The organism is Rhodanobacter sp. C06 (genome assembly GCF_002001105.1).
In the GTDB taxonomy this organism is placed as follows: Bacteria; Pseudomonadota; Gammaproteobacteria; order Xanthomonadales; family Rhodanobacteraceae; genus Rhodanobacter_A.
The window spans coordinates 21,474-46,960 of sequence record NZ_MUNP01000019.1; the positions used below are offsets into that span (position 1 = coordinate 21,474).

Sequence of the window (25,487 nt, forward strand, 5' to 3'; positions counted from 1 at the left end):
ACTAAGAAGATCCCGAGCCGACCCGGGCCACAAGTCATGGCCGCGCGATATCTCGGCTCGCCGGAACACCGGCATTGATGCGCGCTTCATCCCCGCCACCTAGACTGGCTTCCCACGCGCCACGCCTGCGCGTTCACGGAGTGCGCCATGAATCCGCGACACCCGCCCGAACCGGATCGCGTCGACGCCAGTCGCCAGGTGCCCGCGGTGATCGGCCGCCACGAGGAAGCGAACCGGGTCACCCAGGCGATCCTCGATTTCGTCAGCCGCATCCCCGACAGCAAGGTGGACGGCGCCGCCGACCCGCAGACCCAAGCGCGCCAGCTTGCCGGCCGCGCCGCCCAGCGCGCCGCGCTCACCGCCGGCACGCTGGCGCTGCCGCCGGGGCCGCTGGGCTGGCTCACCGTGCTGCCGGAGCTGGTGGCGATCTGGAAGATCCAGGCACAGATGGTCAGCGACATCGCCGCCGCCTACGGCCGCCACGCCGAGCTGGGTCGCGAGCAGATGCTGTACTGCCTGTTCCGCCACACCGCGGCGCAGGCCTTCCGCGACCTGGTGGTGCGCATGGGCGACCGCCTGCTGTTCCGCCGCATGTCGCATGCGGTGGTGGAACGCATCGCCAAGCAGCTGGGCGTGAAGCTCAGCCGCCGCGCGCTCGGCGAAGGCGTGTCGCGCTGGCTGCCGGTGATCGGCGCGCTGGGGGTGGGCGCCTACGCGTACTACGACACCGGACAGGTGGCCGCTACCGCGATCGAATTGTTCGGCGGCGGTATCGAGCACGAAGGTAGCGAGGCGCAGACGGAACCGCCGGCACCCGCGCACCGCGGTACCGCGTCGGTGCGCAAGAGCGCAGGCGAGGCCGCACGCAAGCTCGCCGGCGCGGCACGCAAGGTAGGCACGCGCCGACGGCGCCCGCCATCGGACGTGACCTGAAGCGCCGCCGCGGGTGACGCAACGGCGACGATCCGGCAAGCTGTCACCCATCGCCGCGCAGGAATCGTCGCATGCCGCCACGCCAGGATCGCCCCGTCGCGCTGATCACCGGCGCCGGCAAGCGCGTGGGCGCGGTGATCGCGCGCACGCTCCACGCGGCCGGCTACGACCTCGCCCTGCACTGCCGCCGCTCGGTGGAAGATGCCGAGGCGCTGGCCGCCGAGCTGGAATACGAACGTGCCGACAGCACTCTGGTGCTGCAGGCCGAACTGGCCGATCCGCACGCGCTGCCCGCGCTGGTGGACACCACGCTGGCCCGCTACGGCCGGCTCGACGCGCTGGTGAACAATGCTTCGGCCTTCCACCCCACGCCGGTGGCCAGCGCCACCGTGACGCAGTGGAACGAGCTGTTCGCCTCGAACGCGCAGGCGCCGTTCTTCCTCGCCCAGGCTGCCACGCCCGCGCTGCGCGCCACGCATGGCGCGATCGTGAACCTGGTGGACATCTACGCCGAGCGCCCGCTGGCGGACCACCCGATCTACTGCATGGCCAAGGCCGCGCTGGCGGCGATGACGCGCTCGCTCGCGCTCGACCTCGCGCCCGACATCCGCGTCAACGGCGTGGCGCCCGGCGCCGTACTGTGGCCCAGCGACGGCAAGCCCTATGCCGACCAGCAGGCGCTGCTGGCACGCACGCCGCTGGCGCGCGCCGGCACGCCCGAAGATGTGGCCGGCGCGGTGCTCTGGCTGCTGCGTGACGCGCCCTACGTGACTGGCCAGATCATCCGTGTGGACGGTGGTCGCACGTTGTCGACCTGAATCAGCGCTTCAGGCGGAACGCGGATTCCAGCAGCGCCTGGTCGAAACCACCGCCCGCCTCGCCCGCTTCCGCGTAGCGATACAACGCCGCGGCGTAGATGCCTTGCAGGGTGGACTGCACGAGCCCCAGCAGCAGGAAGCCGACCACCACCAGCACGATCACCGGCGCGATGACGGCGATCGACTGCGTGGCGATCGCGCCGAACACCAGCACCGCTGCCAGCAACGCCGCGAGGAAGAACACCAGGCCGAACACCACGCCCAGGCCCGCGTTGCCGATCACGTTCTCGCCCCAGGTCTGCTTGAGCAGTTCCGCGCTGCGCTTCACCGTATCCACCGGTCCCGTGCCCTCGCTGGCCAGTACCGGCACCACCAGGAAGGTGGCTACCGTCCACGCCAGGCCGAGCAAGCCCACCACGAAGCGGCCGATCAGGCCAAGCCGCTCCTGCAGCGCGCGCAGGAACAGGCCCACGGTGGCGGCGATCAACGCATAGCCGAAGATGCTGCCCAGCCGCGAGCGCGCCAGCGCGAAGCCGTCGGCCAGCCCGGCCGGTTCGCCGCGCAGGCGCGCCAATGCCACGCCGACCAGCGCGGTGTTGAAGAACACGATCACGAAGTACTGCGCCAGGTAGAACGCGAACAGCACCACGTAGTAGGCCGGCGCGAAACGGCGGCCTTCGAAGTCGCCGCCGTGGTGGCCGATCATCGCCAGCACCACCGGCAGCAGGAAGCTCGCCGCCACCACGATGCTGCACAGCCCCGACAGCAACGGGAACAGCAACAGCGACTTGTCCGCGCGCAACACGCCCGCGCTCGCCTTCATCAATGCCCAGCTGCGGGCGAACTTGCCGGCCATGCCCCTGCCCCCATGCGATTGGAGCCGCAGTTCTAGCACCGGCCGCATCGCGGCGACAGTGCGGGACGGCGGGGCCCGCTCAGAGCGGCTCGGGCGTGAGCGGCTCGCGTTCCTGGGGAAACGCCGCCCACAGCGCGGCCATCGTCTGCCCGCCGACCGGATGGCGCATCGCGGGCGCGATGTCGGCCAACGGCTTCAGCACGAAAGCGTGCCGAAGTTCCTTGCGCGGGATCTGCAGATGGCCGGGGCCGGCTATCACGCGCTCGTCGTACAGCACGATGTCCACGTCCAGCGTGCGGTCCGAGTAGCGCGGCACGTCGCGGCGGCGGCCGTGGCGATCTTCCAGCGCGTGCAGCCAGTCATTCAGCGGCGCGGGCTCCAGCTCCGTGTCCAGCCCCACCGCGAGGTTGACGAAATCCGCGCCGTCGAAACCCACCGCCTTGCTGCGGTAGGCCGGCGACACCGCGATCGCGCCGAAACGCACGCGCAATTCGTCCAGCGCCGCATGGAGATGACGCTGCGGCTCGAGGTTGGAACCGAGGCTGAGATAGACGCGGGCCATCACGATGTCACGGGCTGGAAGGCTCGCGATTCTGCCTGCCCCGCGCCCAGTCACGCCAGCCCGGCTTGCATGTCGTGCCCGGAGGGTTGCTGGTACAGGCGCAGGCCGAACTCCGGCAGCAGCGCGAACAGATGGTCGAAGATGTCCGCCTGGATGCCCTCGTACTCGGCCCAGGCCACCGTGGCGGTGAAGCAGTACAGCTCCAGCGGAATGCCCTGCGGCCCGCTGGCGAGCTGGCGCACCATGCGGCCGAGGTCGCGGTGGATGCGCGGATGGCCGTCCAGGTAAGCCTGCGCGTAGGCGCGGAAGGTGCCGAGGTTGGTGAGTCGGCGACGGTTGGCGGCCACCTCGCCGGCCTCCCCCAGTGCGCCGTTCCATGCGGCGACTTCGCGCCGCTTCGCGGGCAGGTAGTCCGCCAGCAGGCGCAGCCGGGCCAGCCGCCCCAGCGCCGCGTCGTCGAGGAAGCGCACGCTGGACGCGTCGATGGTCAGCACGCGCTTGATGCGCCGCCCGCCGGTCTCCTGCATGCCGCGCCAGTTCTTGTACGAGTGGGAGATCAGCCGCCAGCTGGGGATGGTGGTGATGGTCTTGTCCCAGTTGCGCACCTTGACCGTGTGCAGGGCGATGTCGATCACGTCGCCATCCGCGTTGAGCTGCGGCATCTCGATCCAGTCGCCCACGCGCAGCATGTCGTTGGAGGAGAGCTGCACGCCGGCGACGAAACCTAGGATGGTGTCCTTGAACACCAGCATCAGCACCGCCGACATAGCGCCCAGGCCCGACAACAGCAGGCCGATGCGCTGTCCGGTGAGCGCGGTGACGATCACCAGCCCGGCCAGCACGAACAGCACGATCTTGGCCAGCTGCACCACGCCCTTGATCGAGCGTTCGCGCCCGCGCGGCGTCTCGCGGTAGAGATCCTCCAGCGCCGACAGCGCGGCGCCGATCGCCATCGCCACGCACAGCACCACCAGCGCCACCGCGATCTTGCGCACGAACGCCTCCAGCTCGCCCGGCAGGTCCGGCACCAGCGCGACGCCATATTGCACGAGCAAGGCCGGCAGCATCCGCGTCAGCCACAGGAAGCTGCGCCGCCGGTAGAGCGCGTCGTCCCAGCGCCACTGCGTGCGCTCGGCGATGCCGCGCACGACGCGCAACAGCACGCGGCGCGCCAGCGCGCCGGCCAGCCACGCAAGCAGCAACAGGGCCAGCAGGCCCAGTGCCGTGCGCATGCCGGGCAGGTCCAGCAGTTGTTGCAATGAAGCCATTCGCTTCGCTCCTCGGGTCTCGAAGCGGCGCAATCGACGCGCCGCCGGGCCGCACCACCGGCGGCGCGGGGAAGCCGCCGGCCCTCGCGGAAGGGATCAGTGGCGCTCGCCGGGGCGAGTACCACGCTCGATGCACACGCCCACCGCCTTCGCGCCGCGCACCGCGCCGGGCTTGGAGAGCTTCAGCCGCACCCAGCTCACGCCGAACTCCTCGCGGATGATCGCGGCGCAGCGTTCGGCCAGCGTCTCCACCAGGCCGAAGCTGGACGCGCCGACGTAGTCGATCAGCCGCTTCGACACATCCTTGTAGTTCAGCGTCAGCGCGATGTCGTCGCTGGCGGCGGGCACGCTGTTGTCGAACGCCATCTCGATGTCGAACGCCAGCGTCTGGCGCACGCGGCGCTCCCAGTCGTAGATGCCGATCACGGCGTCGATGCGCAGATCCTCGATGAAAACGATGTCCATGGCGGTGCGTCGGTGGAACTGGGACTGCACAGGGTCGGCGACTGCGCGCGCCGATGCAAGTCGGCGCCGCTTCACGAAAGTGGCACACGCGTCCGTGCCCGACGTGCTAGATGTGGACACCACGCCACCGACTGGAGCCGCAATGAACACCCCCGCCACCGTCAGCGCCGCGATCGCGAGCACGCCATACACCGTCCGCCTCGGCGACGACCAAGGCCACCAATGGCTGGCCGACGAACCGGACGAGCAAGGCGGCGCCAACGCCGGCCCGGACCCGCACCGGCTGCTGCTCTCCGCGCTTGGCGCCTGCACCGCGATCACGCTGAAGATGTACGCCGCGCGCAAGGACTGGCCGCTGGACGGCGTCGAGGTGGCGCTGGACTTCAACCCCGATGGCAAGCCGGAAGACGGCAGCAGCCTGATCCGGCGGCGCATCGCGGTGTTCGGCAAGCTGGACGCACAGCAGCGCGAACGCCTGCTGCAGATCGCCAACGCCTGCCCTATCCACAAGGTGCTCTCCGGCGAGATCCGCATCGACTCGGCGCTGGAATAGGCGGGTCACGGCGGCGGCATGCGATCATGGCGCATGACTGCCTTCGCCACCCTCCCGCTCAAACCCGCCCTCCTCGCCAGCGTGGAAACCCTCGGCTACGCCACGATGACCCCGGTGCAGGAGCAGAGCCTGCCGCCGATGCTGGAAGGCCGCGACGCGATCGTGCAAGCGCAAACCGGCAGCGGCAAGACCGCGGCATTCGGGCTCGGCCTGCTGCAGGCGCTGGATGCGGAGACGATCCGCCTGCAGGCGCTGGTGCTGTGCCCCACCCGCGAGCTGGCCGACCAGGTGAGCAAGGCGATCCGCAAGCTGGCCGCGAACATCCCGAACGTGAAGCTGCTGACCCTGTGCGGCGGCATGCCGCTGGGGCCGCAGCTGGCCTCGCTCACGCACGACCCGCACATCGTGGTCGGCACGCCCGGCCGTGTACAGGAACACCTCAAGCGCGGCAGCCTGCATGGTGGCGGCATCAAGGTGCTGGTGCTGGACGAGGCCGACCGCATGCTGGACATGGGTTTCAGCGAGGCAATCGACGACATCGTCGGACGCATCGCCAAGCACCACCAGACCCTGTTGTTCTCGGCCACCTACCCCGAGGAAATCCGCGCGGTAAGCCGGCGCGTGCAGCAGGATCCCGTGGAGGTCACCGTCGACGCGCCCGCCGAGGAAAAACCCGCGATCGAACAGCAATTCGTCGAGGTGGAACCTGCGCACAAGCTCGATGCGCTGGCGCAGCTGCTCGCCGGCGAGCGCGGCCAGCACGCACTGGTGTTCTGCAACATGCGCAAGGACGTGGACGCGGTGGCGCAGGAATTGGATCGCCGCGGCTACTCCGCGCTGGCGCTGCACGGCGACATGGAACAGCGCGACCGCGACGAGGTGCTGGTGCGCTTCGCCAACCGCAGCTGCAACGTGCTGGTGGCCACCGACGTGGCCGCGCGCGGGCTGGACATCGCCGCGCTGCCGCTGGTGCTCAGCCACGACATCGCGCACGACCCGGACACCCACACCCATCGCATCGGCCGCACCGGCCGCGCCGGCGAGACGGGACTGGCGATCACGCTGTGCACGCCGCGCGAGCGGCCGAAGGCGGCGAACATCGAACAGGCGCTCGGCGCGCCCTTGCCGTGGCGCGCGCTGAAAATCGCCTCGCCGCGCGGCAAGACGCTCAACCTGGCGCCGATGAAGACCCTGGTGATCGACGCGGGCCGGCAGGACAAGCTGCGACCCGGCGACATCCTCGGCGCGCTCACCGGCGACGCTGGGCTGGACGCCAAGGACATCGGCAAGATCGACGTGTTCGCCACCCGCGCCTACGTGGCGATCAGCCGCGCGCTGGCGACCAAGGCGCTGGAACGGTTGCGCGCCGGCCGCATCAAGGGCCGCAATTTCCGCGTGCGCGCGCTGGGTTGAGCGTTGGCCGCACCCGCTTCCGTCCGGCCGGGGCAGGAGTGAGCGGCGGGCACTTCTCACGCCCGCCGGCAGGCACCAGGCTCACAGCAGCCAGTTGACCAGCCGATCCAGCCGTACCCGACTCAGCCGGCGCAGCAGGCGCCGCACTTCCGGCGGATAGTGGCGCGGGCTTTCCAGCGCGCGGTAGTCGGCGAGCCGCGTGGCGTGCCGGCGCAGCGCCGCCCACTCGGCCTCGTGCATCGCGAGCAGGCGGTGCTCCGGATCACGCAGCAGCAGTCCGTTCTCCAGATCCAGCGCCCAAGCGCGCGGGTTGAGGTTGTGGCCGGTGAGCAGGGCCGCGTGGTCGTCCACCAGCAGGCCCTTCAGGTGGTAGCTGTTGTCGCCGTCGCGCCACAACCACAGGTTCAACTGGCCGCTGACGAGCTGGTGCGCGTGCGCGCGGGCGAAGCGGCGCAGGTTGTTCTCGTAGAGATACGGCAGCAGGCCGATCGTGGTGAACGGCTGGCCCGGCGGGATGTAGAAATCGTTGGCGGTCTTGTCGCCCACCATGATGTCGATGCGGCAGCCGCGGCGCAGCGCCTGGCCTACCGCCGCGCGCACTGGCCGCGGCAGGTTGAAGTAGGGCGTGAGCAGGATCACCCGTTCGCGCGCCTCTCGCAGCAGCCCCAGCACGGCGTCGTTGAGCGCGTTGCCGTTGCGGCCCAGGCCCGGCAGCGGCGTCACCGCCACCTCGCCGGCCTGCGGCGTCTCGCCGGGCACGGCGTAGCTGGCGGACTGCAGCGACTGGCGCAGCTCGCGGATCGCCGGCAGCAGCGCGCGGGTGGCCGGGGCATCCGGCGTATCCAGCCGCGGCACGGCCGCGTTGCCGGCGAACTGGCGCTCGACGAAACCGGCCAGCGTGTCGGCCAGCCCGCGATGGCGCAGCAGATGGTAGCGATCCAGCCGGTAGCGGCCGTGCCGCGCCAAGTAGACGTCATTGAGGCTGGCGCCGGTATACAGCACGGCGTCGTCGATCACCCAGCCCTTCAGGTGCAGCACGCCGAGCAGTTCGCGGCCTTGCACGGGCACGCCGCGGATCTCCACGCCGTCGCCGAAGCGCCGGGCCAACTCGCGGTACATGCCCGCGTTGCCTTCGCTGTGCGCCTGGCCGATCAGGCCGCGACGGGCACGGTGCCAGTCCACGTACAGCGTGATGCGCAGCGCCGGGCGTCGCGCCTTGGCTGCGTACAGCGCCTCCAGCACCTCGCGGCCACCGTCGTCGTCCTGCAGGTACAGCGCCACGATCACGATGCGCCGCTCGGCCTGCGCGATCAGCTGCAGCAGGGTTTGGCGGAACGCGGCTGGATCGGGCAGCGCCGTGATGGCATCGGCCGGCACGGCGAAGGCGGGTGGCCGGTCCGGCGCCGCGCCACGACGACGCGGCAACAGGCGGCGAGCAAGGCGGCCCGGGGCGTTCAACAAGCTGTTCATGGCCGCGATGATGGCAAACCCGGCACGGGCTTGCCTACCCGCGACGGTCACCCAACGGACAGCAAAGCCTGATTATCTGGCGCCGCTCGACGGCGCTTCGTCGTCCTTGAAGCCGCCGCCCAGCGCCTCGACCATGCGCACGGCCAGTTCCGCCTGCCGGCTCTGCAGCACGGCCTCGTTCTGCTCGGCCGTGAGCAGCACGCGGCGGGCGACCAGGGTGTTCAACTCGGTGCCCAGCCCGAGCTTGTAGCCGGCCTGTGCGTTGTCGTAGGCGCCCCGCGCGTTGTGCAGCACGCCCTGCTGCATCTGCAGCTGGCTGTGCACCGAACGCGACAGGCTGAGCAGGTCGGCCACCTGGTTCACCGCGCGCACCAGCGTCTGGTTGTAGTTGGCCACCGCCTGGTCGTACTGCGCATCGCGCGCGCCGAGGCCGGCGCGCAGGCGCTTGCCGTCGAACAGCGGCAGCGACAGCGCGGGGCCGACGCTGTAGGTGCGCGCAGGCAACTGGAACAAGGGCACGTTGTCGCCGATCGCGAGGAAACCCGCCATCGCGCTGATGTTGAGGTTGGGCATGAACTGCGCCTTGGCCGCCTTGATATCGTGCGCGGCGGCTTCCACGCGCCAACGTGCGGCCACGAGGTCGGGGCGACGGCCCAGCAGGTTGGCCACGAGATCGGGCGGCACCGCCAGCGACACCGGCGTGGACCCGGCGGGTGGCGCGATCTGCAGGCCGCGATCCGGGCCCTTGCCCAGCAGCACCGCGAGGCTGATGCGCGCGCTGTCGATGGCCGCCCCGGCGGCGGCCAGGTGCTGGTGCGCGATGCCGGCTTCGGCACGCGCCTGCAGGAGCTGGTCGGGCAGGCCCAGCCCGCTGGCGACGAGGGTGTGGGTAAGCGCGGCGATGCGATCCGCGCGTTCGACGTCGCGTTGCGCGATGTCGCGCAGCACGAAGGCCTGGCGCAACTGGATGTACGCCAACGCCACGTTCGCCGACAGCTGGATGCGCGCCGCGCGGCGATCCACTTCCGCGGCCCGGCTGCGGCCCAGCGCGGCCTCCCACGCGGCGCGCTGGCCACCCCACAGGTCGAGGTTCCACGAGAAGTTGACGCCGGCGCTCTGCATCCACGCGAACGAGCCCACGGCCTCCGGCAGCACCAGGCCGACTTCCTTCTCCGACAGCCGCGCGCCGGTGGCGGCATAGCTGGCTTCCACGCTGGGCTCGCGCGCGGCATCCAGCGCCTGGGCCTCGGATTGCGCCAGCCGCGCGCGCGCACCGGCCACGGCGAGGCCGGGGTTGTCGCGCAGCGCTTCGTCGATCAAGGCATCGAGTTGCGCGTCGCCCAGCGCGCGCCACCAGTCCTGCCGCGGCCACGCGGCCGGACTCACCTGCACGCCGGCCACGCTTTGCTGCGTCCGCAGGCTGTCCGGCCGGATTTCATGGCCGACCGGATGCAGCCCGCGGGTGGACGCGCAGGCCGCCAGCGCCAGCGTCAGCGCGGCCGCCGCCAGGCTTCGCTGCAGGCGCGCAACGATGCGATCGCGTCTCATGGCCGATCCCGTCGCGAGGTGCGGTCGTCGTCGCGCGGGTGCACTTCGATGGTCGCGGTCATGCCGGCGACCAGCACGCTGCCCGCGGGCATCCGGCTGGCGTCGATGTCGATGCGCACCGGGATGCGCTGCGCCAGGCGCACCCAGTTGAAGGTGGGATTGACGTTGGCCAACTGCTCGGGGCTGCCGGGATTGTCGCGGTCGGCGATGCCGCGCGCGATGCTGTCGATGCGGCCCTTGAGGTGGATGCCGCCGGCCATCAGGCGCACGTCCACCGGATCGCCCACGTGCAGCTGCGGCAGCTTGGTCTCCTCGAAATAGCCGTAGAGGTAGTAGCTGTGGCTGTCCACCAGGGCCAGCCGCGGCGCACCCGCGCTGGCGAAGTCGCCCACGCGCACCTGCACGTTGGTGGCGTAGCCGTCCACCGGCGCGCGCACCTGGGTGCGCGCGAGATTGAGCTCGGCGGCCTGCACCGCCACCTGCGCCTGCACCCCGGCCGCCAGCGCTTGGTCGTGCGCCGCCCGGGCCTGCTTCAACGCGGCTTCGGCCTGGTGCCAGGCCGCTTCCGCCGCCTCGGCGGCGGCGACCGCGTTGCCGCGCGCCTCGCTGGATACCACGCTGCCCGCCGGCACCTGCGTGCGCCGGCGCGCCTGCGCGCGGTACATCGCATAGTCCGTCTTGCGTGCCGCCACCGCGGCGGTGGCCGCCGCGATGCTGGCGTCGGCGGCGTGCGCGCTGGCTCCGGCCGCGGCGAGGTTGGCGCGTGCCTGGTCCAGCGCCAGCCGGTAACGCGACGGGTCGATCACCAGCAGCACGTCGCCCTTGTGCACGAACTGGTTGTCGTGCACCGGCACCGCGGTGATCAGGCCGGCCACGTCCGGCGCGATCTGCACCACGTCGGCGCGCACGCGGCCGTCGCGGGTCCACGGCGCATACAGGTAGTGCTTCCACAAGGCGTGGCCGAGCACGGCGGCAAGCAGCACCACCACGGCGGTGAGCAGGAAGCGCAGCAGGGAAGTCTTGTTCATCGAGGTACTCAGTTGAGCAACAGCAGGCCGGCGAGGCCGAACAGGCAGGCAAACAGGGCGAGGCGGAACAGCGGCGGATGCCACACGTAGCGGTGCAGGCCGTAGCGGCCGATCAGCGCGTCCACCAGCAGCATCAGCAGCAGGCAGCCGAGGAAGAGCGGCAGCAGGCCGGGCACCAGCACGCCGTAGATGGCGATCTCACGTGGCATGGGCAGGCTCCTCGGCGGACATCCAGGTGGCCAGCGGCGATTCGTCGTCGCGCAACGCACCCAGCAGCTGGTACAGGCGCGGACGCAGGGCGGGGACCGCCGCGCAGGCGCCGATGGCTTCGCGCACCCGGTCCTCGGCCTGTTGCCGGCGCGCGGGATCGGGATGCCGGTATAGCTGCGCCACCGCGGCTATCGCGCGATCCACCGCCGCGCGCACGTCGGTCTGCACGGGGCTGGCGTACAGCTGCTGGCGCAGCTCGATCAGCGCGCGTCCGCTCTCGTGCACCGCCAGCGCCCACGCCAGCAGCTCGCGCGACTGGCGACTGCCCGGCCGGGTATGCACGATTGCCTGGTGGAACAGGTCGCGGCTCACGCTCTCGAAACGCCAGGACAAGCCGTCCAGCGGCGCGCTGGCGGCCTGCACCACCTGCTCGCGCAGGCGGCGGAACTGGCGGCGGCGTTGCCAGCCGCTGCCGGTGACGCGCGGCACGAACACGAAGGACACCGCCGCCAGCGCCACCCCGGCCAGCTGGGCGATGGCCTCGTTCAACGCCAGCGCGGGGTCGTACACCATCGGATTCTTCAGCGCGAGGATATAGACGATGCCGATCGCGTAGCCGCCACCCAGGCTGCCGAACTCGGGATGCGCGTTGAGCCACGGGCCGATGATCAGCAACGGCAGGGTCGCCGCGATCAGCATGACGAAGCCGTCGCTGCCCGGCAGCAGCCAGAATGCCGTGACGATGCCGCCCAGCATGCCGAAGACGTAGCCGAGCAGCATGGTGAATGCCGAGGCCAGCGGATTGGGCGTCGCCGCGAACAGGCCGCTGAAGATGGTGGCCAGCAGCATCGCGCTGGCGCCGAAAGTCCAGCCGCTGGCGATCCAGAACGCGCTCAGCGCGGTCATGGTGAGGAAGGTGCGCAGCACCGCCACCGCGGCGCCACTGGCATCGTTGCCGCGCTGGAAATGCACGCGCTCCACGCCGCCCCGCTGCACGTGCGCGCGCAGCGCCAGCTCCAGTTCGGCATACCCGCACAGCTCGTCGAGGAAGCGCCTGAGCACGGTGGCGCCGGTCTCGAAGGCCAGCTGCGGACGGCCAGGCGCCAGGCCCGCGCGCAGCTCCGCCTCCAGCGCCGGCAGGCGCTGCGCGCAGTCGCGCAGGCGCGGCGTCAGCACGGCCGGATCGTGCAGGTCTTCGGGCGCCGTGGTCAGCGCCGCGCCGATCGGGTGGTACAGCGCGATCAGCGCGGCCACCTCGGCGTGGCGGCCTTCGCGCTGCAGCCGGTTGATCAGGTGGTGCAGCGACTGGAAGCTGGTCGCCGCCGCCATGTTGTGCTGGTTGAGCAGGCGCATGCGGGTGCTGCGCGCACGGACTTCCGGGTCCTCGAAGATCACCGAGGCGCGCAGGTTCTCCAGCTGGACCGCGGCGCGCACGAAGCGCAGGTGCGCCTGTTCCATTTCCTCGCGCGGAATGCCGCCGCCGGTCGAGCCGCGCACGAAGTCGATGAAGTGCGCGAAATGCTCGCGCGCGCTCTGCCGTAGCACCAGGCGCAGGCGATCCGGGAACACCAGGTCGCTGACCACGCCGGCCACCACGATGCCCAGCATCACTTCGCTCACGCGCATCAGCGCCGAATCGAACACGCCCAGCGGGTTGCCGACCGCCGGCAGCGACACGATCGCCGCGGTATAGCCGGCGAGGACGAAGCCATAGGCCATGAAGTTGCGGTACAGCGTGGCGCCGCCGGCGCACAAGGCCACCCACAGCGACAGGCACAGCAGGAACAGCACGCGCTGCTGCGGGAACACGCACAGCAACACCAGGCCGAACGTGCTGCCGCACAGCGTGCCGATCGCGCGATAGAAGCCCTTGGCCTGCACCATGCCGGTGTGCGGATGCATCACGATGCCCACCGTGATCATCGCGGTGGCCGGCTGCTCCAGCCGCAGCCACATCGCCAGCCACGCCGCGAGGTACAGCGCCAACAGCGTCTTGAACACGAACAGCCACGCGCGGCCCTCGCCGGCGAACGCCTCCGCCAGCACCGGCCAGCGACGCGCCGCCAGCCCCGTCTTCGTCGATGCCACCGGCATGCCTCAGTCCCGTTCCAGCTGGCCCAGGAATTTCTTGAGCAGGCGCACCAGCTGCGCCGTCTCGGACGCTTTCAGGCCGGCGGTCTGGCACTCCAGCAATGCGCAGATCGCGGGCATGAAGTCGTCGATCATCGCCAGCCCCTGCCGGCTCAGGCTCAGGCTGACCTTGCGCCGGTCCTCGTCGCTGGCGGTGCGCTCGATCAACCCCTTGTCGCACAGGCTGTCTGCAAGCCGCGTGATGTTGGCCGACTTCTCGCCCGCCGCTTCGGCCAGCTGCGAAGGATTGAGCGCATGGCCCTCGGTGCCGTACAGCATCATCAGGATGTTGTACTCCGGATGGCTGATCCCCCACGGCTTCAGCAGCGCGTTGGCGTCGTCGTGCAGGTGCTTGTAGAGATGCTTGATCAGGCGCACCAGCACTGCCGGCTCCCGCGGGAACGCGGGCTGGCGGCGGCAGGTGACGGCAAGGCGCTGTTCGGTGGGGGCGAAGCTGCTCACGGCGGGATTAATGTCTACGTTTGTATTTCATATATGAAATATATAGTCGTGAATTTTATGCCTCGCTCCGACGATCCGCAAGCCCCCGTCGCGTTGAACAGAACTCCGATGCTTGCAGGCCAAGCATGTTGGCGCTCGCTGAAAATTGACCACCTCTACGCGTCGAAGACCGACCACCCTGCGAGTACTTGCTGGGCCATGAATCCTGCAGACCAGGTTGGAATTCCCTGGTCAATCCTCAGTGCGCAGGACCGCGCCTTTCTGGTCAATTTTCAAGGCTCGGCAAGAGCGCGGCGCTTCGCAGCCGCCGCCAGGCCGGCAACCCTGCGCCAAGCGCGAGAGCGAAGATCCCGCAGAGCCACGGGAAGGCGTTGCCGATCCGCGCGTAGAGCGTTGGCCCGGATCCCAGCGGCAGGTCGGCGACGATCATGGTCAGGCCCGCAGGCGCATCCTTCTTGAGAGCGACCAGACGCCCTTGCGCGTCGCTGGCGAACACCAGGCCGTCATGGGCAGCCCGCACGATCGAAAATCCGCCTTCGACGCCGCGCATCACGGACATGATTCCGTGCTGCCAGCCATCGATGCCCATGTCGCCCGCGGGCACGCCCACCAGCCGGACGCCCTTGGCGGCATCGGAACGAATGGTGTCGGGGAAATCCATGTCCTTGCAGATCTCCATGGCACGGCCATCGCCCAACCAGCCCGGGACATGACCCGGCGTGAAATCGCCCTCGAGGCCCGGCACCGGATGGCGCTTGTCGTAGCGCTGAATCCTGCCATCGGGCGCGATCGCAAGCGCGAAGTCGGCGGCCGGCGTCTCGGAATGGAAGCCGGCAATGATCTGCACACCCGTATCCCTGGCGGCGGCAACGAGCGGCGCAACGATCGTGCTCTGTCCGGCAGGGGTCGATGCCATGCCGCCTTCCGGCGTAACCACGAATCTGGTGCCTTCCCGGGCGGCTGCACGGATTTCGCGCGCATAGGTTTCGGTCACCGCGAGATCGGCGGACACGGTCTTCGCCCGCCAGGAATCCGCTACGGCCGTCTCATCGACGATTCCCGCCACCCGCAGCACGTCGGGCTGCGGGTGCGCGAGCCGCACGATACCGAACACCAGATTGGCCGCGCAGATCGCCAGCCCGAGGCCGACTGCGGCCGCGTTCCGTTTGAGCCGCAGCGCCATGGCGAGGGTATTGGCAAAGAGGCAGATCAGGAACGTGACGGCGTACATCCCCAGGAGCGATGCGCCCTGGATCAGGACGGGCGCTGACATCGTGCTGTAGGCGAGCGATCCGTAGGTGCCGTTCGGGGAGTGCAATTCAATCAGGAATTCGAAGACCGTCCAGCAAGCCGGAAACGCAAACAGCGTGAGGAGCGGTGACGCCCGGCGCTGCACGAAGCGCGCAAACCCTACCGCGACGCAAAACAGCCCGACATCGACCACCAGAACCGACGTGAGGACGAGCGGCGGTATGAGGTGGAGGTAGGGAGACTGCAAGATGTAGCCTGCGCCGCCGAGGAGCGCGATGGCGCTCGCCCCGACCACTTGCCACGTGGGCGTGTTGCCATAGGCGAGCCACAACAGCGGCACGGGCGCGAGCCAGACCAGGGCCCAGACGTGGTCGTATCCCTGTGCGAGATAAAACATGATGCCGCTCAACACGGCGGCCAGCAGGGTGATCATTCGCTTTTCCCGGACGGTTTGAGGGAATCGAGGAACTGGCGCTGCGCCGCGTGGTACAGCGCCTTGAACTGTTGGTCGCTCGCGAAACGCCTGGCGCGCTGCATCGACACGAATCCCTGTCCGTAGGCCGCGAGGGCCACGGCGATCCCGAGTGTCGGCTCGTCGCGGAACCGACCATCGGCCTTCGCCTGATCGATGCGAGCCATCACGAGTGCAATCGCCGGCGAGCGGCCCGCGGCGAAATCGTCGGGGAACTGGCGCGCCGCGGGCGCAGGCAGGAAGAACGCCGCGTCGAACCGGTGCGGCTGCTTGAGCGCGAAATCGAGATAGGCCTCCATGAGCGCCTCCAGCCACTTCACCGGGTCTTGGGCGCGGATGCCGCGAACGATCGCCTCCCACGCGGAGATACCGTCCTGCATGAGGGCGTTGAGCAGCTCGTCCTTGTTCTTGAAATGGCGGTAGAGCGCCATCGGCGAGAGGCCCGCTCGCTGGGCGACCCGGCGGATGGTCAGCCCCTCGAAGCCTGCGGATTCGAGCACCGCTTTCGCGGCCGAGAGTATGCGGTTCTTGGTCATGCGTACACCGTACACAAAAGGGTACTAAGTACACAAGCGATTCTCGCGGCCATGGCCCCAGGCACCCGAGGTGCTCAGGCTCATGCCATTGTTCGAAGTGACCTTAAAAGGACGCGGCATTCGTCTCGTAGTCGCGGACGACGAGGCGGCAGGGTTCTTTCGGTTAGTCCGTGCGTGGGCCGAGCCGACAGCGAGCGGAAACCCGGGCGATAGCACAGATCAACGCGGATTGGCGCAATGGCGTGCATGCAAACCGCGGCAAAAGACATGCCGCCGGGCGCGCCACGAGGGCGGGTTCGAGATTTCGTGTAAGTGGGCTCCAGGCTAGACATTCCCGTCAGCCCGAGAGTGGGCGCCCCGCTTACGTACACACTTCGCTTGTCAAAGCGAGGCCAATCTCCCACGGACGAGACAGCTAAGCCATTGATCCGACCATGGGCACACATACTTTGCTCTTTGGCTCCAAGCACACGTGTGTGCATGACCTGCCCGTGCTGCGCAGCCTTTGCCGTCATGCCCAGCCGGCCTTCACTTCCGCATCCCTGCGGCCGGTGCCACGATGGCCGCCGGTTTGCCACCACGAAGCGGGCTCGCGCCATCCGCGCCGCCCGCCCACACACGGAGGGGACGCGATGAAACGCTGGTTGCTCCTGGGATTTTCCGGTCTGCTGCTGGGCGCCGCCGCCGGCGCGATGGCCGACGAAGGCATGTGGACGCTGGACCATCTGCCGACGAAGCAGCTGCAGCAACGCTACGGCTTCACGCCCACGCCGCAGTGGATCGACCTGATCCAGCACGCAGCGGTGCGGCTGGCCGAGGGCTGCTCCGGCTCGTTCGTCTCCGCCGACGGCCTTGTAATGACCAACCACCACTGCGCCAACGCCTGCCTGTCCCAGCTCTCCGGCAGCGGCCACAACTACATGGCCGACGGCTACGTGGCAATGAAGCCCGAGGACGAGCCGAAGTGCCCCGATGTCGAACTCAACCAGCTCGACTCGATCACCGACGTCACCGCCAAGGTGAACGCGGCGACGAACGGCAAGAGCGGCGCCGAGCGCATCAAGGCCGAGCGCGCGATCGACAGCCAGCTGGAGGAGCAATGCGTCGCCGGCGATGCGAAGAGCTGGCGCTGCGACGTGATCTCGCTGTACCACGGCGGCCGCTACGCGCTGTACAAGTACCGCCGCTATCAGGACGTGCGCCTGGTGTTCGCGCCCGAGCAGGGCATCGCGTTTTTCGGCGGCGACCCGGACAACTTCAACTTCCCGCGCTACGACCTCGACGTCACCTTCTTCCGCGCCTGGGTGGACGGCAAGCCGGCGAAGACGCCGCAGTTCCTGAAGTTCGACCCGCACGGCCCCAAGGCCGGCGAGCTCACCTTCGTGGTCGGCAACCCCGGCTCCACCCAGCGGCAAACACCGTGGATCCAGCTGTCGGCGATGCGCGACGACACGCTGATCCCGCTGTACGGCTACCTGTCCGACCTGCGCGGCGTATTGTGGCAGTACGGCCGCGCCGGCACGCAGCAGGCCAAGGAAGCGCAGGACATGCTGTTCGGCATCGAGAACACGCTGAAGGTGTTCAAGGGTTGGCTGGCCACGCTCACCGACGAGCAGTTCATCGCACACAAGCAGAAGTCGGACGCCGCGCTGCGCGACTGGATCGCCGCCGACCCGGCGCGCCGCGCGAAGTACGGCGACCCGTGGGCGGAACTGGCCAATGCCCAGCAGCGCGGCAAGGAGCTGCAGAACCGCTACCTGATGATTGCCGGCGGCCGTGGCTTCGGCGTGGGCACGCAGCTGTTCGCCGACGCGATGACCCTGGTGCGCGGCGCGGCCCAGCGCGCCAAACCCGACGCCGAACGCCTGCCGCAATTCCGCAACGCCAACCTGCCCGCGGTGGAACAGTCGCTGGAGGCGAAGGTGCCGGTGTACCCCGAGTACGAGCGCACCATGATGGCGTGGTCGATGGAGAAGATGCGCCAGATCCTTGGTGCCGACGACGCCTTCGTGCACCAGACGCTGGGCAAGCAATCGCCCGACGAGCTGGCGCAGACGCTGGTGGACGGCACGAAACTCGCCGACCCCGCGCTGCGCAAGCAGCTGTGGGACGGCGGCGCGAAGGCGATCGCGGCGTCCACCGACCCGATGATCGTGTTCGCGCGCAAGATCGAGCCCACGGCGACGAAGCTGCGCAAGCAGTATGAGGACGAGGTGCAGGCGCCCACCACCAAGGCCGACGAGGCGATCGCCCAGGCCCGCTTCGCCCGCGAAGGCGCCAGCAACTACCCCGACGCCACCTTCACCTTGCGCCTGTCCTACGGCAAGGTAGTCGGCTGGAAGGAAGGCGACCATGAGGTGCCGCCGTTCACCCACTTCGCCGGCGCTTACCGGCGCGCCACCGGCGCCGATCCGTTCAAGCTGCCGGACAGCTGGATCAGGGCGAAGGACTCGCTGGATCTCTCCACGCCGTTCGACTTCGTCACCGACAACGACATCATCGGCGGCAACTCCGGCAGCCCGGTGATCGACCGCGAAGGCCACGCGGTGGGCCTGATCTTCGACGGCAACATCCACTCCATCGGCGGCGACTTCGTCTACGACGGCAGCAACAACCGCGCGGTGGCGGTGGACACCGCCGCGCTGATGGAAGCGATCCGCAAGGTCTACAAGCTGCCGCGACTCGCCGACGAGCTGGCCAGCGGCCACCTGTGACCTGACGCACCGTGCGCGCGGCGACCCATCCGCGCACCGATCCGCGCAAACACGAAGGGCGCCATCCGGCGCCCTTCGTGTTTCCCGCCATGGCGTCTGCGGCTCAGCCGCCCTTGACCGGGAAGGTCTGGGTGCCGCCGCTGGACGCCGGCTGCGCCGGGCTATTCGGCGCAGCCGGCGTGACCAGGTGCGAGCCGCACTGGTAGGCGCCCCAGGGCTGCGAGCCGTCGCTGGGCTCGGCCAACGGCTTGATGGTGTCGGCGTGCATGGTGGCGGCCTCGTTGCGCGCCATCACCTGCAGTTCGTCGCGCACCTTGATGTCGTTGCGGTCCACCGGACCCACGTGGTCCATCACCGAGACGGTGATCTTGCCCAGGTCCTTGCAGCCGGAAACGTCGCCGTTCCACGCCGTGCGCACGTTCTGCGAAGCCGGCGTGGGGTTGATGCCCCAGGTGCAGGCGCCCAGCAGCAGGGTGGGAACGAGCATTAGCACGGTCTTGCGCATGGACGACTCCGATGTCGGGAGGAATGGTCGGGATGGAAAGAGGCCGGACGGCGAACCGTCCGGCCTCCATGCTAGCGCGCGATGCTGGATCGCGCCTGTATGAGTGCGTGCTCCGCCCACCAAGCCCGGCGCCGATGGTCGAATCCGCGCCATCGTCCGGCTTGTCATCCCGGCGCAGGCCCGGGTCCAGTAGCCGAATGGCTTGAACAAGCGTGATCGCCGCTGGATGACCAGCTTCGCTGTTGTGAAGCACCTCCGGCCTGCGCCGGAATGACGAGCGAAAACTACTTCGCCACTGGCCTGCCGTCGGCGTCGAGCACCTGCACCTCGCCGAGGTCCAGCGCGCGCACCGGCGCCTCGATCTGCCTGAGGTCGCCCACGATCACCCAGGTCATCGCCTCGGGCGCGACGATCTGCTTGATCGCCGCCTCGGCCTCCGTGGGGGTGATCGCCTCCAGCTTGGGCTTCAGCGTCCGCACGTAATCGTCGGGGCGGCCGTACTCGACGATGCCGTTCATCGCGCCGAGCACCGCGCTGGTGGTCTCGTAGCTGCCCGGCAGCGCGCGGATGCGCTGGTCCTTGATCTTGGCGATCTCGGCGGCGGTCAGCGGCTTGTCGGCTATCACCGCACGCGCCTCCTTCAGCACCTCCGCGGCGGAGGGCGCGGTCTTGTCGGTCTGCACGGGGGCGTAGAACAGCATCGGCCGCTGGCCCTGAGCATCCATCAGGAAGCTCTGCGCGCCGTAGGCCCAGCGCTTGTCCTCGCGCAGGTTCATGTTGAGGCGCGAGGTGAAGGTGCCGCCGAAGGCGCCGTTCGCCACCTGGATCGCGAGGTTGTCCGGCGCCCGCGTGGACGGCGCGAGCAGGCCGGCCATGATGAGCGACTGCGGCGCATCGGGACGGTCGATCAGGAACACGCGCGGCTTGGCCTGCGCCGCCACCTTCGCGATGTTCTTGTGCGGGATCGCGCCGGCCGGTGCCTGCCAGTCGCCGAAGGCGGCGTTCAGTTCCGGGATGATCTTGTCCAGCGTGGTGTCGCCGGCGACCAGGATCTTCACGTTGTCCGGGCGCAGCCAGTCGTGCTGGAAGGTGCGCAGGTCGGCGGCCGTCAGCGCCTTGATGCTGGCCTCGGTGCCGGTGCCAGTGAACGGGATGCCGTAAGCGTGGCCGGCGCCGTACAGCAGCGGCGGCAGGGTGCGCAGCGCGAGGCCGACCGGCTGGGTCTTCTCCTGCGCGATGTCGGCCAGCCACTGGCCGCGCACGCGCTCGATGTCGGCCGGCTTGAACGCGGGATCGCGCACGATGTCGGCGAACAGCGCCAGCGACGGCTGCAGCTGGTCGTTCAGCGCGTTGAGCGATGCGCTGCAGTTGTCCAGTCCGCAGCCGACGCTGGTGATCGCACCGAGCCGTTGCCGGGTTCTGGCGACCTCCACCGAGTCGAGCTTGCCGGTGCTCTCGTTCATCAGGCTCGCGGTGAAGTTCGCGGTGCCGAGCTTGCGGCCCTGGTCGGCGGCGTAGCCGGCGTCGAACAGCAGCTGCACCTGGGTCACCGGGATGGTATGGCGCTGGGCCAGGATCACCTCGATGCCATTCTTCAGCTTGCCGCGCTCGAGCTGCGGAAAGCTCAGCGACGGGAATGTGTCGACCTGCGGCACGCCCTGGCTGCGGTCCACGTCGCTCTTCGCCACGCTGTACGGGTGCGCGGCCGGCAGCTTCGGCTGCGGCCGACCGGCGGCGGCGCCCAGCGGCTGCACCGCCTTGTCCTCGGCCACCGGGTCGAAGCCCTTGCCGGCAGGCAGCACGGTCAGCAGGTAATCGCCCTTGCCCAGCCACTGGTCGGCCGCGGCCTTGACGCTGGCCGGCGTGGCCGCGTCGGCGCGCTCGAGATCGAGCTTGTAGGCGCCGGGGTTGCCGCGGTAGACCTGACCCTCGGCGAGGATCACCGCCTTGCCGCCGAAGCCGCCCACCTTCTCCAGCCCGCGCACGAACGCCGCGCGGTTGCCGATCTTGGCGCGGTCGAGTTCGTCGGCGGTGGGGCCGCCGGCAAGGAACTTCCGCAGCTCGTCATCGATCGCCGCTTCCACTTTCGCCGGGTCGACGCCCTGCTTCACGTCGGCCTGGATCTGGAACTGGCTGGCCAGCGCGAACGGCGCGATGCTGGCCGAGACGCTGTCGGCAAGCTTGTCCCGGTAGACCAGGCGCTGGTACAGCCGCGAGGTCTTGCCGCCGCCCAGCACCGTGCTGGCGAGGTCGAGCTGGATCGCCGCGTCGCTGCCCAGCTGCGGCACCACCCAGGTGCGGTAGATGCGCGGCTGCGCCACGTGGTCGTGCTGCACGCCGCGGGTGGACTTCGCCAGCGGGGTGATCCACGGCTGCTGGCGCGCCACCGGCTTGCCGGCGGGGATGTCGCCGAAGTACTTCAGCGCTTTTTCGCGCGCCTGCGCCACCGTGATGTCGCCGGCCAGCACCAGGGTGGTGTTGGCGGCGCCGTAGTTGGCGTGGAACCAGTTCTTCACGTCGGCCAGCGACGCCGCGTTCAAGTCCGCCATCGAGCCGATGGTGTCGTGCTGGTAGGGGTGGTTCGCGGGATAGGTGTTGGCGAGGATGTTCTCGTCCACGCGGCCGTAGGGGCGGTTCTCGCCCTGGCGCTTCTCGTTCTGCACCACGCCGCGCTGGGTGTCGAGCTCCTCCTGGCCGATGGCGCCGAGCAGGTGGCCCATGCGGTCGGATTCCATCCACAGCGCCATGTCCAGGGCGGTGGTAGGCACGGTCTCGAAGTAGTTGGTGCGGTCGAACCAGGTGGTGCCGTTCATGTCAGTGGCGCCGGCCAGCTCGAACGGCTGGAAGTAGGTGCCCTTGTGGTGCTCCGAGCCCGAGAACATCAGGTGCTCGAACAGATGGGCGAAGCCGGTCTTGCCCTTCGGCTCGTCGGCCGAACCGATGTGGTACCAGATGCTCACCGCCACCACCGGCGCCTTGTGGTCCTCGTGCACGATCACGGTGAGGCCGTTCGGCAGGGTGAAGCGGGTGTAGGCGATCTCCGGCATGCCGTGTGCGGCCGACGCGCTGTTCGCGGCCATGGCCACGTCCGGCGCGACACCGCCGGCGACGCTCATCAGGCCCGCAATCAGCAGGGCGAGTGGCTTGCTTCCCATCGTGACGCTCCTTTTCGGTTCGGATATTGAGAGCCTGCTCCTGGTCTCCAAACATCTCGCGTTGCCATCGAGTGGCCGTCAGGTGGTAGTGCGTGGCGTAGCGCCTGCCTGGCTGGCAGGTCAAACCGCGCGCTGCCGCATGGCGGCCACTCGATGACAACCCATTGGGCCGGGTCTGTTTGCCCGCATGCCTGTGTCATCACTCAGTCGTGGACCGACGTCCACTCCTTCGTTCTTCCTTGGCTTGCACGCAAACAGTTCCAGGCGCGAGGGGCTTGGAGACCAGGAGCAGGCTCTGAGCCTATGGGAGTTCGCAACTTCTTGCCAGATGACGATGGGCATGCCCGCCGGTCCGTCCGGCCGGCTGTCCGGTTTGCCTGTCCAGCTGTCCGCGGACAAGCGATCGGTCTGCGCAGTGGGTTCTTCAAATCGTTCAAATTCAACCACTTGTAAACAATTTTCGACTTGGCACGCGGATTGCACCAGAACACGTGCAGGAACCACCCACCCTAGTCGGAGACACACCATGAAATACGAGAACCTGATGCTGAGCGGCCTGTTCGTCGTCTGCCTGCTGGTTTGCACCCTGGTGCTGGGCGCGATGCTGAGTGCCACCCCTTCGTCCGTGCAGCTGGCCAGCGCCGGCAGCTCCCTGCTGGCCTCGCCCGCGCAATGCGCGCTGCTGGCCGACGGCGTGATCTGCCCCCGTCAGCCGGGCTGAGTCCATCCGCGACACGACTACCGGAGTACCACCATGAAACACGAAACCCTGATGCTGCACGGCCTGTTCGCCGCCTGCCTGCTGGTCTGCGCCCTGGTGGTCGGCTCGATGCTGACGACGGTCCCGCTGTCGGCGCAGTTCGCCGCCAAGGCCGGCACCGCCCACGCGCTGGTTGCCTCGACCAACGCCTGCGTGGCGCCGGGCCACGGCGCAATCTGCCCGCTGCCACGCGGCTGATCGCTGGATGGTTGGCTCGCGTGCCGTCGAGCACGCGATAATCACCGGATGCTGCATGTCATCCTGTTCCGCCCCGAAATCCCGCCGAACACCGGCAACGCCATCCGCCTGTGCGCCAACACCGGCGCCGCGCTGCACCTGATCCGCCCGCTCGGCTTCGCGCTCGACGATGCGCGCCTGCGCCGCGCGGGCCTGGACTACCACGAGTACGCCCGCGTGCAGGTGCACGACAAGCTCGACGACTGCCTCGCCGCGATCGGCCAGCCACGCGTGTATGCATTCACCACCCGCGGCCGCACGCGCCATGTCGATGCCCGCTACGCCGACGGCGACGCGCTGCTGTTCGGCTGCGAGACCGCCGGCCTGCCCGCCGAAGTGCTGGATGGCATTCCCGAGGCGCAGCGCATGCGCCTGCCGATGCGACCGGACAGCCGCAGCCTCAATCTCTCCAACGCCGTCGCCGTGGCCGTGTACGAAGCCTGGCGGCAACTCGGCTTCGACGGCGCCATCGATTGAAAACCCCTTGCGCGATGGCCGGTCGTAGGTCGGGATTCATCCCGACAGACTCGTACGTGTCGGGATGAATCCCGACCCACGGACGCGTGCCAGCTACAATCGCCGGATGACCGACCCCACACCCAACGCCTGGCTACCCACGCCGCTGCGCAAGCTGGCCGGACGCACGCTGGAAACCGCGCTGAACCACACGCTGTCGCTCGACCCGGACACGCAGCAGAAGCTCGCCGCGTTGAACGGCCGCCGCGTGCTGCTGCAACTGCGCGGGCCGGAACTGGCGCTGGCCGTGCAGGTGGAAGACGGCCGCCTCAAGGTCGGCCCGCCGCAGGAAGGCGAAGCCGGCGCCAGCACCCTGCGCGTAGCCGCCACGCCCGGCAGCCTGCTGGCGATGGCGCTGCGCCGCGGCGACGACGGCGTGGCGCCGGGCAAAGTGGAGATCGCCGGCGACGCCGACCTCGCGCGACGGCTGGAAAAACTCGCCAGCCAGTTCGCGCCGGATTTCGAGGAAGCGTTCGCGCGCACGTTCGGCGACGTGCTGGGCGTGCCGATAGCGCGCGCCGTGCGCAAGGCGCTCGAGCATGCGAAAGAAACCGCCAGCCATCTCGCCGAGGACGGCGCGGCGTGGCTGCGCGACGAGTCGCGCCTCGCGCTGGCGCCGGGCGAGGCGGAAGCCTTCCTCGACGGCGTGGACGCGCTGCGCGAACGCGGTGAACGGCTGGAGGTGCGCCTCGCCAGGCTGGAAGGGCGCCTGAAAGGGACACGCCCCAAGGGAGCTGGCGCGTGACCCCGCTCGCCGTCGTGCCGCGCCTGCTGCGTGTCGCCGTGGTGCTGCTGCGCTACCGGCTGGACGAGCTGGTCGACGCCACCCACCTGTTCCGCCCGCTGAAATTCCTGCGCCCGCTGCTGGGCCGGCCCGCCGTCGACGTGCGCCCGCTGGCACGCGGCGTGCGGCTGCGCCTCGCGCTCACCGAGCTGGGCCCGATCTTCGTCAAGGCCGGCCAGGTGCTGTCCACCCGCCGTGACCTGGTGCCGGAGGACATCGCCGACGAACTGGCGCTGCTGCAGGACCAGGTGCCCCCGTTCCCCGGCGTCGAGGCCAAGGCGATCGTCGAGCGCGAGCTGAAGTCGCCGATCCACCTGCTGTACGCCCATTTCGACGAGACGCCACTGGCCTCCGCCTCGATCGCCCAGGTGCACGCCGCGGAGCTGCCCGACGGCCGCGCGGTGGTGGTGAAGGTGCTGCGTCCCGGCATCGACGCGAAGATCGCGCGCGACGTGCGCCTGCTGCATTCGCTGGGCCTGCTCGCGCAGCGCTGGCACCCGAACGCCGACAAGATCCGGCCGCTGGATGTCGTCGCGGAGGTGGAGAAGATGCTGGAGCACGAGCTGGACCTGCAGCGCGAAGGCGCCAGCGCCAGCCTGCTGCGCCGCAACTTCGCCAGCGGCGTCGACCTCTACGTACCCGAGGTGCACTGGGACCTGACCGCGCAGCGCGTGCTCACGCTGGAGCGTGTGCACGGCATCAGCAGCGACGACATCGCCGCGATCGACGCCGCCGGCATCGACCGCAAGGCACTCGCCGTCAAGGGCGTGCGGGTGTTCTACGAGCAGGTGTTCCGCGACAACTTCTTCCACGCCGACGCCCACCCCGGCAACATCTGGGT

At 69.4% G+C, this 25,487-nt stretch carries 24 protein-coding genes; 10 read left to right on the forward strand and 14 right to left on the reverse strand.

The window, feature by feature from the left end; all coding sequences use genetic code 11:
• Positions 1-147 precede the first annotated feature (147 nt).
• Both B0E52_RS00725 and B0E52_RS00730 read left to right on the forward strand, forming a co-directional pair.
• On the forward strand, positions 148-933 hold the full coding sequence (locus tag B0E52_RS00725) for a hypothetical protein (protein WP_077480763.1): 786 nt from the start codon (positions 148-150) through the stop codon (positions 931-933).
• A 71-nt stretch (positions 934-1,004) separates the two neighbouring features.
• The gene (locus B0E52_RS00730) at positions 1,005-1,751 is read left to right on the forward strand and encodes a pteridine reductase (RefSeq protein ID WP_077480765.1); all 747 of its coding nucleotides are present in this window, start codon (positions 1,005-1,007) and stop codon (positions 1,749-1,751) included.
• 1 nt (position 1,752) lies between these two features.
• On the opposite strand, the gene B0E52_RS00735 is transcribed toward B0E52_RS00730, so the two are convergent.
• From B0E52_RS00735 to folB, 4 genes are all read right to left on the reverse strand, one after another.
• Positions 1,753-2,607 carry a DUF6159 family protein gene (locus B0E52_RS00735; protein WP_077480768.1) on the reverse strand — a complete coding sequence of 285 codons (855 nt, stop codon included), beginning with the start codon at positions 2,605-2,607 and terminating at the stop codon, positions 1,753-1,755.
• A gap of 79 nt (positions 2,608-2,686) precedes the next feature.
• Positions 2,687-3,169 (reverse strand): 2-amino-4-hydroxy-6-hydroxymethyldihydropteridine diphosphokinase, encoded by a 483-nt coding sequence (gene folK, locus B0E52_RS00740; RefSeq protein WP_077480770.1) that lies wholly within the window; start codon positions 3,167-3,169, stop codon positions 2,687-2,689.
• 50 nt (positions 3,170-3,219) lie between these two features.
• Positions 3,220-4,437, reverse strand: a complete 1,218-nt coding sequence (locus tag B0E52_RS00745; protein ID WP_077480772.1) for a mechanosensitive ion channel domain-containing protein — start codon at positions 4,435-4,437, stop codon at positions 3,220-3,222.
• Positions 4,438-4,533: 96 nt separating this feature from the next.
• Positions 4,534-4,902 (reverse strand): dihydroneopterin aldolase, encoded by a 369-nt coding sequence (gene folB / locus B0E52_RS00750; protein WP_077480810.1) that lies wholly within the window; start codon positions 4,900-4,902, stop codon positions 4,534-4,536.
• 142 nt (positions 4,903-5,044) lie between these two features.
• Between folB and B0E52_RS00755 the strand changes: the two genes are divergently transcribed.
• Together B0E52_RS00755 and dbpA are read left to right on the forward strand one after the other, a co-directional pair.
• The gene (locus B0E52_RS00755; protein WP_077480774.1) at positions 5,045-5,455 is read left to right on the forward strand and encodes an OsmC family protein; all 411 of its coding nucleotides are present in this window, start codon (positions 5,045-5,047) and stop codon (positions 5,453-5,455) included.
• 33 nt (positions 5,456-5,488) lie between these two features.
• Positions 5,489-6,868, forward strand: coding sequence for an ATP-dependent RNA helicase DbpA (gene dbpA, locus B0E52_RS00760; RefSeq protein WP_077480776.1), 1,380 nt, complete (start codon positions 5,489-5,491; stop codon positions 6,866-6,868).
• A gap of 81 nt (positions 6,869-6,949) precedes the next feature.
• On the opposite strand, the gene pssA is transcribed toward dbpA, so the two are convergent.
• The 8 genes from pssA to B0E52_RS00800 form a co-directional block, all read right to left on the reverse strand.
• Positions 6,950-8,338, reverse strand: a complete 1,389-nt coding sequence (pssA, locus tag B0E52_RS00765; protein ID WP_077480778.1) for a CDP-diacylglycerol--serine O-phosphatidyltransferase — start codon at positions 8,336-8,338, stop codon at positions 6,950-6,952.
• Between the two features lie 72 nt (positions 8,339-8,410).
• Positions 8,411-9,886, reverse strand: a complete 1,476-nt coding sequence (locus tag B0E52_RS00770; protein WP_077480780.1) for an efflux transporter outer membrane subunit — start codon at positions 9,884-9,886, stop codon at positions 8,411-8,413.
• Positions 9,883-10,914: an HlyD family secretion protein gene (locus tag B0E52_RS00775; protein WP_077480782.1), complete on the reverse strand. Its 1,032-nt coding sequence runs from the start codon at positions 10,912-10,914 to the stop codon at positions 9,883-9,885. Before B0E52_RS00775 ends, B0E52_RS00770 begins: the two co-directional genes overlap by 4 nt.
• A gap of 8 nt (positions 10,915-10,922) precedes the next feature.
• Positions 10,923-11,123 carry a DUF1656 domain-containing protein gene (locus tag B0E52_RS00780; RefSeq protein WP_077480784.1) on the reverse strand — a complete coding sequence of 67 codons (201 nt, stop codon included), beginning with the start codon at positions 11,121-11,123 and terminating at the stop codon, positions 10,923-10,925.
• On the reverse strand, positions 11,113-13,218 hold the full coding sequence (locus tag B0E52_RS00785) for an FUSC family protein (protein WP_077480786.1): 2,106 nt from the start codon (positions 13,216-13,218) through the stop codon (positions 11,113-11,115). Before B0E52_RS00785 ends, B0E52_RS00780 begins: the two co-directional genes overlap by 11 nt.
• Before the next feature lie 3 nt (positions 13,219-13,221).
• Positions 13,222-13,716, reverse strand: a complete 495-nt coding sequence (locus B0E52_RS00790; protein ID WP_077480788.1) for a MarR family transcriptional regulator — start codon at positions 13,714-13,716, stop codon at positions 13,222-13,224.
• 265 nt (positions 13,717-13,981) lie between these two features.
• Positions 13,982-15,400 carry a nitrilase-related carbon-nitrogen hydrolase gene (locus B0E52_RS00795; protein ID WP_077480790.1) on the reverse strand — a complete coding sequence of 473 codons (1,419 nt, stop codon included), beginning with the start codon at positions 15,398-15,400 and terminating at the stop codon, positions 13,982-13,984.
• The gene (locus tag B0E52_RS00800) at positions 15,397-15,975 is read right to left on the reverse strand and encodes a TetR/AcrR family transcriptional regulator (RefSeq protein ID WP_077480792.1); all 579 of its coding nucleotides are present in this window, start codon (positions 15,973-15,975) and stop codon (positions 15,397-15,399) included. Before B0E52_RS00800 ends, B0E52_RS00795 begins: the two co-directional genes overlap by 4 nt.
• A 632-nt stretch (positions 15,976-16,607) precedes the next feature.
• On the opposite strand from B0E52_RS00800, the gene B0E52_RS00805 reads away from it, so the two are divergent.
• Entirely contained in the window at positions 16,608-18,689 is a 2,082-nt protein-coding gene (locus B0E52_RS00805; RefSeq protein ID WP_077480794.1) for a S46 family peptidase, read from the forward strand.
• A 103-nt stretch (positions 18,690-18,792) separates the two neighbouring features.
• Here the strand turns inward: B0E52_RS00805 and B0E52_RS00810 are convergent, their stop codons facing one another.
• Both B0E52_RS00810 and B0E52_RS00815 read right to left on the reverse strand, forming a co-directional pair.
• On the reverse strand, positions 18,793-19,194 hold the full coding sequence (locus tag B0E52_RS00810) for a DUF4156 domain-containing protein (protein ID WP_077480796.1): 402 nt from the start codon (positions 19,192-19,194) through the stop codon (positions 18,793-18,795).
• A 284-nt stretch (positions 19,195-19,478) separates the two neighbouring features.
• Positions 19,479-22,349, reverse strand: coding sequence for a pitrilysin family protein (locus B0E52_RS00815; RefSeq protein ID WP_077480798.1), 2,871 nt, complete (start codon positions 22,347-22,349; stop codon positions 19,479-19,481).
• Positions 22,350-22,875: 526 nt separating this feature from the next.
• Here B0E52_RS00815 and B0E52_RS00820 point away from each other — a divergent pair.
• The 5 genes from B0E52_RS00820 to B0E52_RS00840 form a co-directional block, all read left to right on the forward strand.
• On the forward strand, positions 22,876-23,070 hold the full coding sequence (locus tag B0E52_RS00820) for a hypothetical protein (RefSeq protein WP_077480800.1): 195 nt from the start codon (positions 22,876-22,878) through the stop codon (positions 23,068-23,070).
• 33 nt (positions 23,071-23,103) lie between these two features.
• A complete protein-coding gene (locus tag B0E52_RS00825) occupies positions 23,104-23,307 on the forward strand; it encodes a hypothetical protein (protein WP_077480802.1) in 204 nt (67 codons plus the stop codon).
• 48 nt (positions 23,308-23,355) lie between these two features.
• Positions 23,356-23,823, forward strand: coding sequence for a tRNA (cytidine(34)-2'-O)-methyltransferase (locus B0E52_RS00830; protein ID WP_077480804.1), 468 nt, complete (start codon positions 23,356-23,358; stop codon positions 23,821-23,823).
• A gap of 106 nt (positions 23,824-23,929) precedes the next feature.
• Complete coding sequence (locus B0E52_RS00835; protein WP_077480806.1) at positions 23,930-24,607, forward strand: SCP2 sterol-binding domain-containing protein; 678 nt, start codon at positions 23,930-23,932, stop codon at positions 24,605-24,607.
• A partial coding sequence (locus B0E52_RS00840; RefSeq protein WP_254426656.1) for an AarF/UbiB family protein occupies positions 24,604-25,487 on the forward strand: 884 nt, incomplete at its 3' end. The genes B0E52_RS00835 and B0E52_RS00840, both read left to right, overlap by 4 nt.

Excerpts from the sequence above, each read along its gene's own strand:
- B0E52_RS00725 (WP_077480763.1), top strand. The coding sequence starts at position 148 with ATGAATCCGCGACACCCGCCCGAACCGGATCGCGTCGACGCCAGTCGC.
- B0E52_RS00730 (WP_077480765.1), top strand. The coding sequence starts at position 1,005 with ATGCCGCCACGCCAGGATCGCCCCGTCGCGCTGATCACCGGCGCCGGC.
- B0E52_RS00735 (WP_077480768.1), bottom strand. The coding sequence starts at position 2,607 with ATGGCCGGCAAGTTCGCCCGCAGCTGGGCATTGATGAAGGCGAGCGCG.
- folK (WP_077480770.1), bottom strand. The coding sequence starts at position 3,169 with ATGGCCCGCGTCTATCTCAGCCTCGGTTCCAACCTCGAGCCGCAGCGT.
- B0E52_RS00745 (WP_077480772.1), bottom strand. The coding sequence starts at position 4,437 with ATGGCTTCATTGCAACAACTGCTGGACCTGCCCGGCATGCGCACGGCA.
- folB (WP_077480810.1), bottom strand. The coding sequence starts at position 4,902 with ATGGACATCGTTTTCATCGAGGATCTGCGCATCGACGCCGTGATCGGC.
- B0E52_RS00755 (WP_077480774.1), top strand. The coding sequence starts at position 5,045 with ATGAACACCCCCGCCACCGTCAGCGCCGCGATCGCGAGCACGCCATAC.
- dbpA (WP_077480776.1), top strand. The coding sequence starts at position 5,489 with ATGACTGCCTTCGCCACCCTCCCGCTCAAACCCGCCCTCCTCGCCAGC.
- pssA (WP_077480778.1), bottom strand. The coding sequence starts at position 8,338 with ATGAACAGCTTGTTGAACGCCCCGGGCCGCCTTGCTCGCCGCCTGTTG.
- B0E52_RS00770 (WP_077480780.1), bottom strand. The coding sequence starts at position 9,886 with ATGAGACGCGATCGCATCGTTGCGCGCCTGCAGCGAAGCCTGGCGGCG.
- B0E52_RS00775 (WP_077480782.1), bottom strand. The coding sequence starts at position 10,914 with ATGAACAAGACTTCCCTGCTGCGCTTCCTGCTCACCGCCGTGGTGGTG.
- B0E52_RS00780 (WP_077480784.1), bottom strand. The coding sequence starts at position 11,123 with ATGCCACGTGAGATCGCCATCTACGGCGTGCTGGTGCCCGGCCTGCTG.
- B0E52_RS00785 (WP_077480786.1), bottom strand. The coding sequence starts at position 13,218 with ATGCCGGTGGCATCGACGAAGACGGGGCTGGCGGCGCGTCGCTGGCCG.
- B0E52_RS00795 (WP_077480790.1), bottom strand. The coding sequence starts at position 15,400 with ATGATCACCCTGCTGGCCGCCGTGTTGAGCGGCATCATGTTTTATCTC.
- B0E52_RS00800 (WP_077480792.1), bottom strand. The coding sequence starts at position 15,975 with ATGACCAAGAACCGCATACTCTCGGCCGCGAAAGCGGTGCTCGAATCC.
- B0E52_RS00805 (WP_077480794.1), top strand. The coding sequence starts at position 16,608 with ATGAAACGCTGGTTGCTCCTGGGATTTTCCGGTCTGCTGCTGGGCGCC.
- B0E52_RS00810 (WP_077480796.1), bottom strand. The coding sequence starts at position 19,194 with ATGCGCAAGACCGTGCTAATGCTCGTTCCCACCCTGCTGCTGGGCGCC.
- B0E52_RS00815 (WP_077480798.1), bottom strand. The coding sequence starts at position 22,349 with ATGGGAAGCAAGCCACTCGCCCTGCTGATTGCGGGCCTGATGAGCGTC.
- B0E52_RS00820 (WP_077480800.1), top strand. The coding sequence starts at position 22,876 with ATGAAATACGAGAACCTGATGCTGAGCGGCCTGTTCGTCGTCTGCCTG.
- B0E52_RS00825 (WP_077480802.1), top strand. The coding sequence starts at position 23,104 with ATGAAACACGAAACCCTGATGCTGCACGGCCTGTTCGCCGCCTGCCTG.
- B0E52_RS00830 (WP_077480804.1), top strand. The coding sequence starts at position 23,356 with ATGCTGCATGTCATCCTGTTCCGCCCCGAAATCCCGCCGAACACCGGC.
- B0E52_RS00835 (WP_077480806.1), top strand. The coding sequence starts at position 23,930 with ATGACCGACCCCACACCCAACGCCTGGCTACCCACGCCGCTGCGCAAG.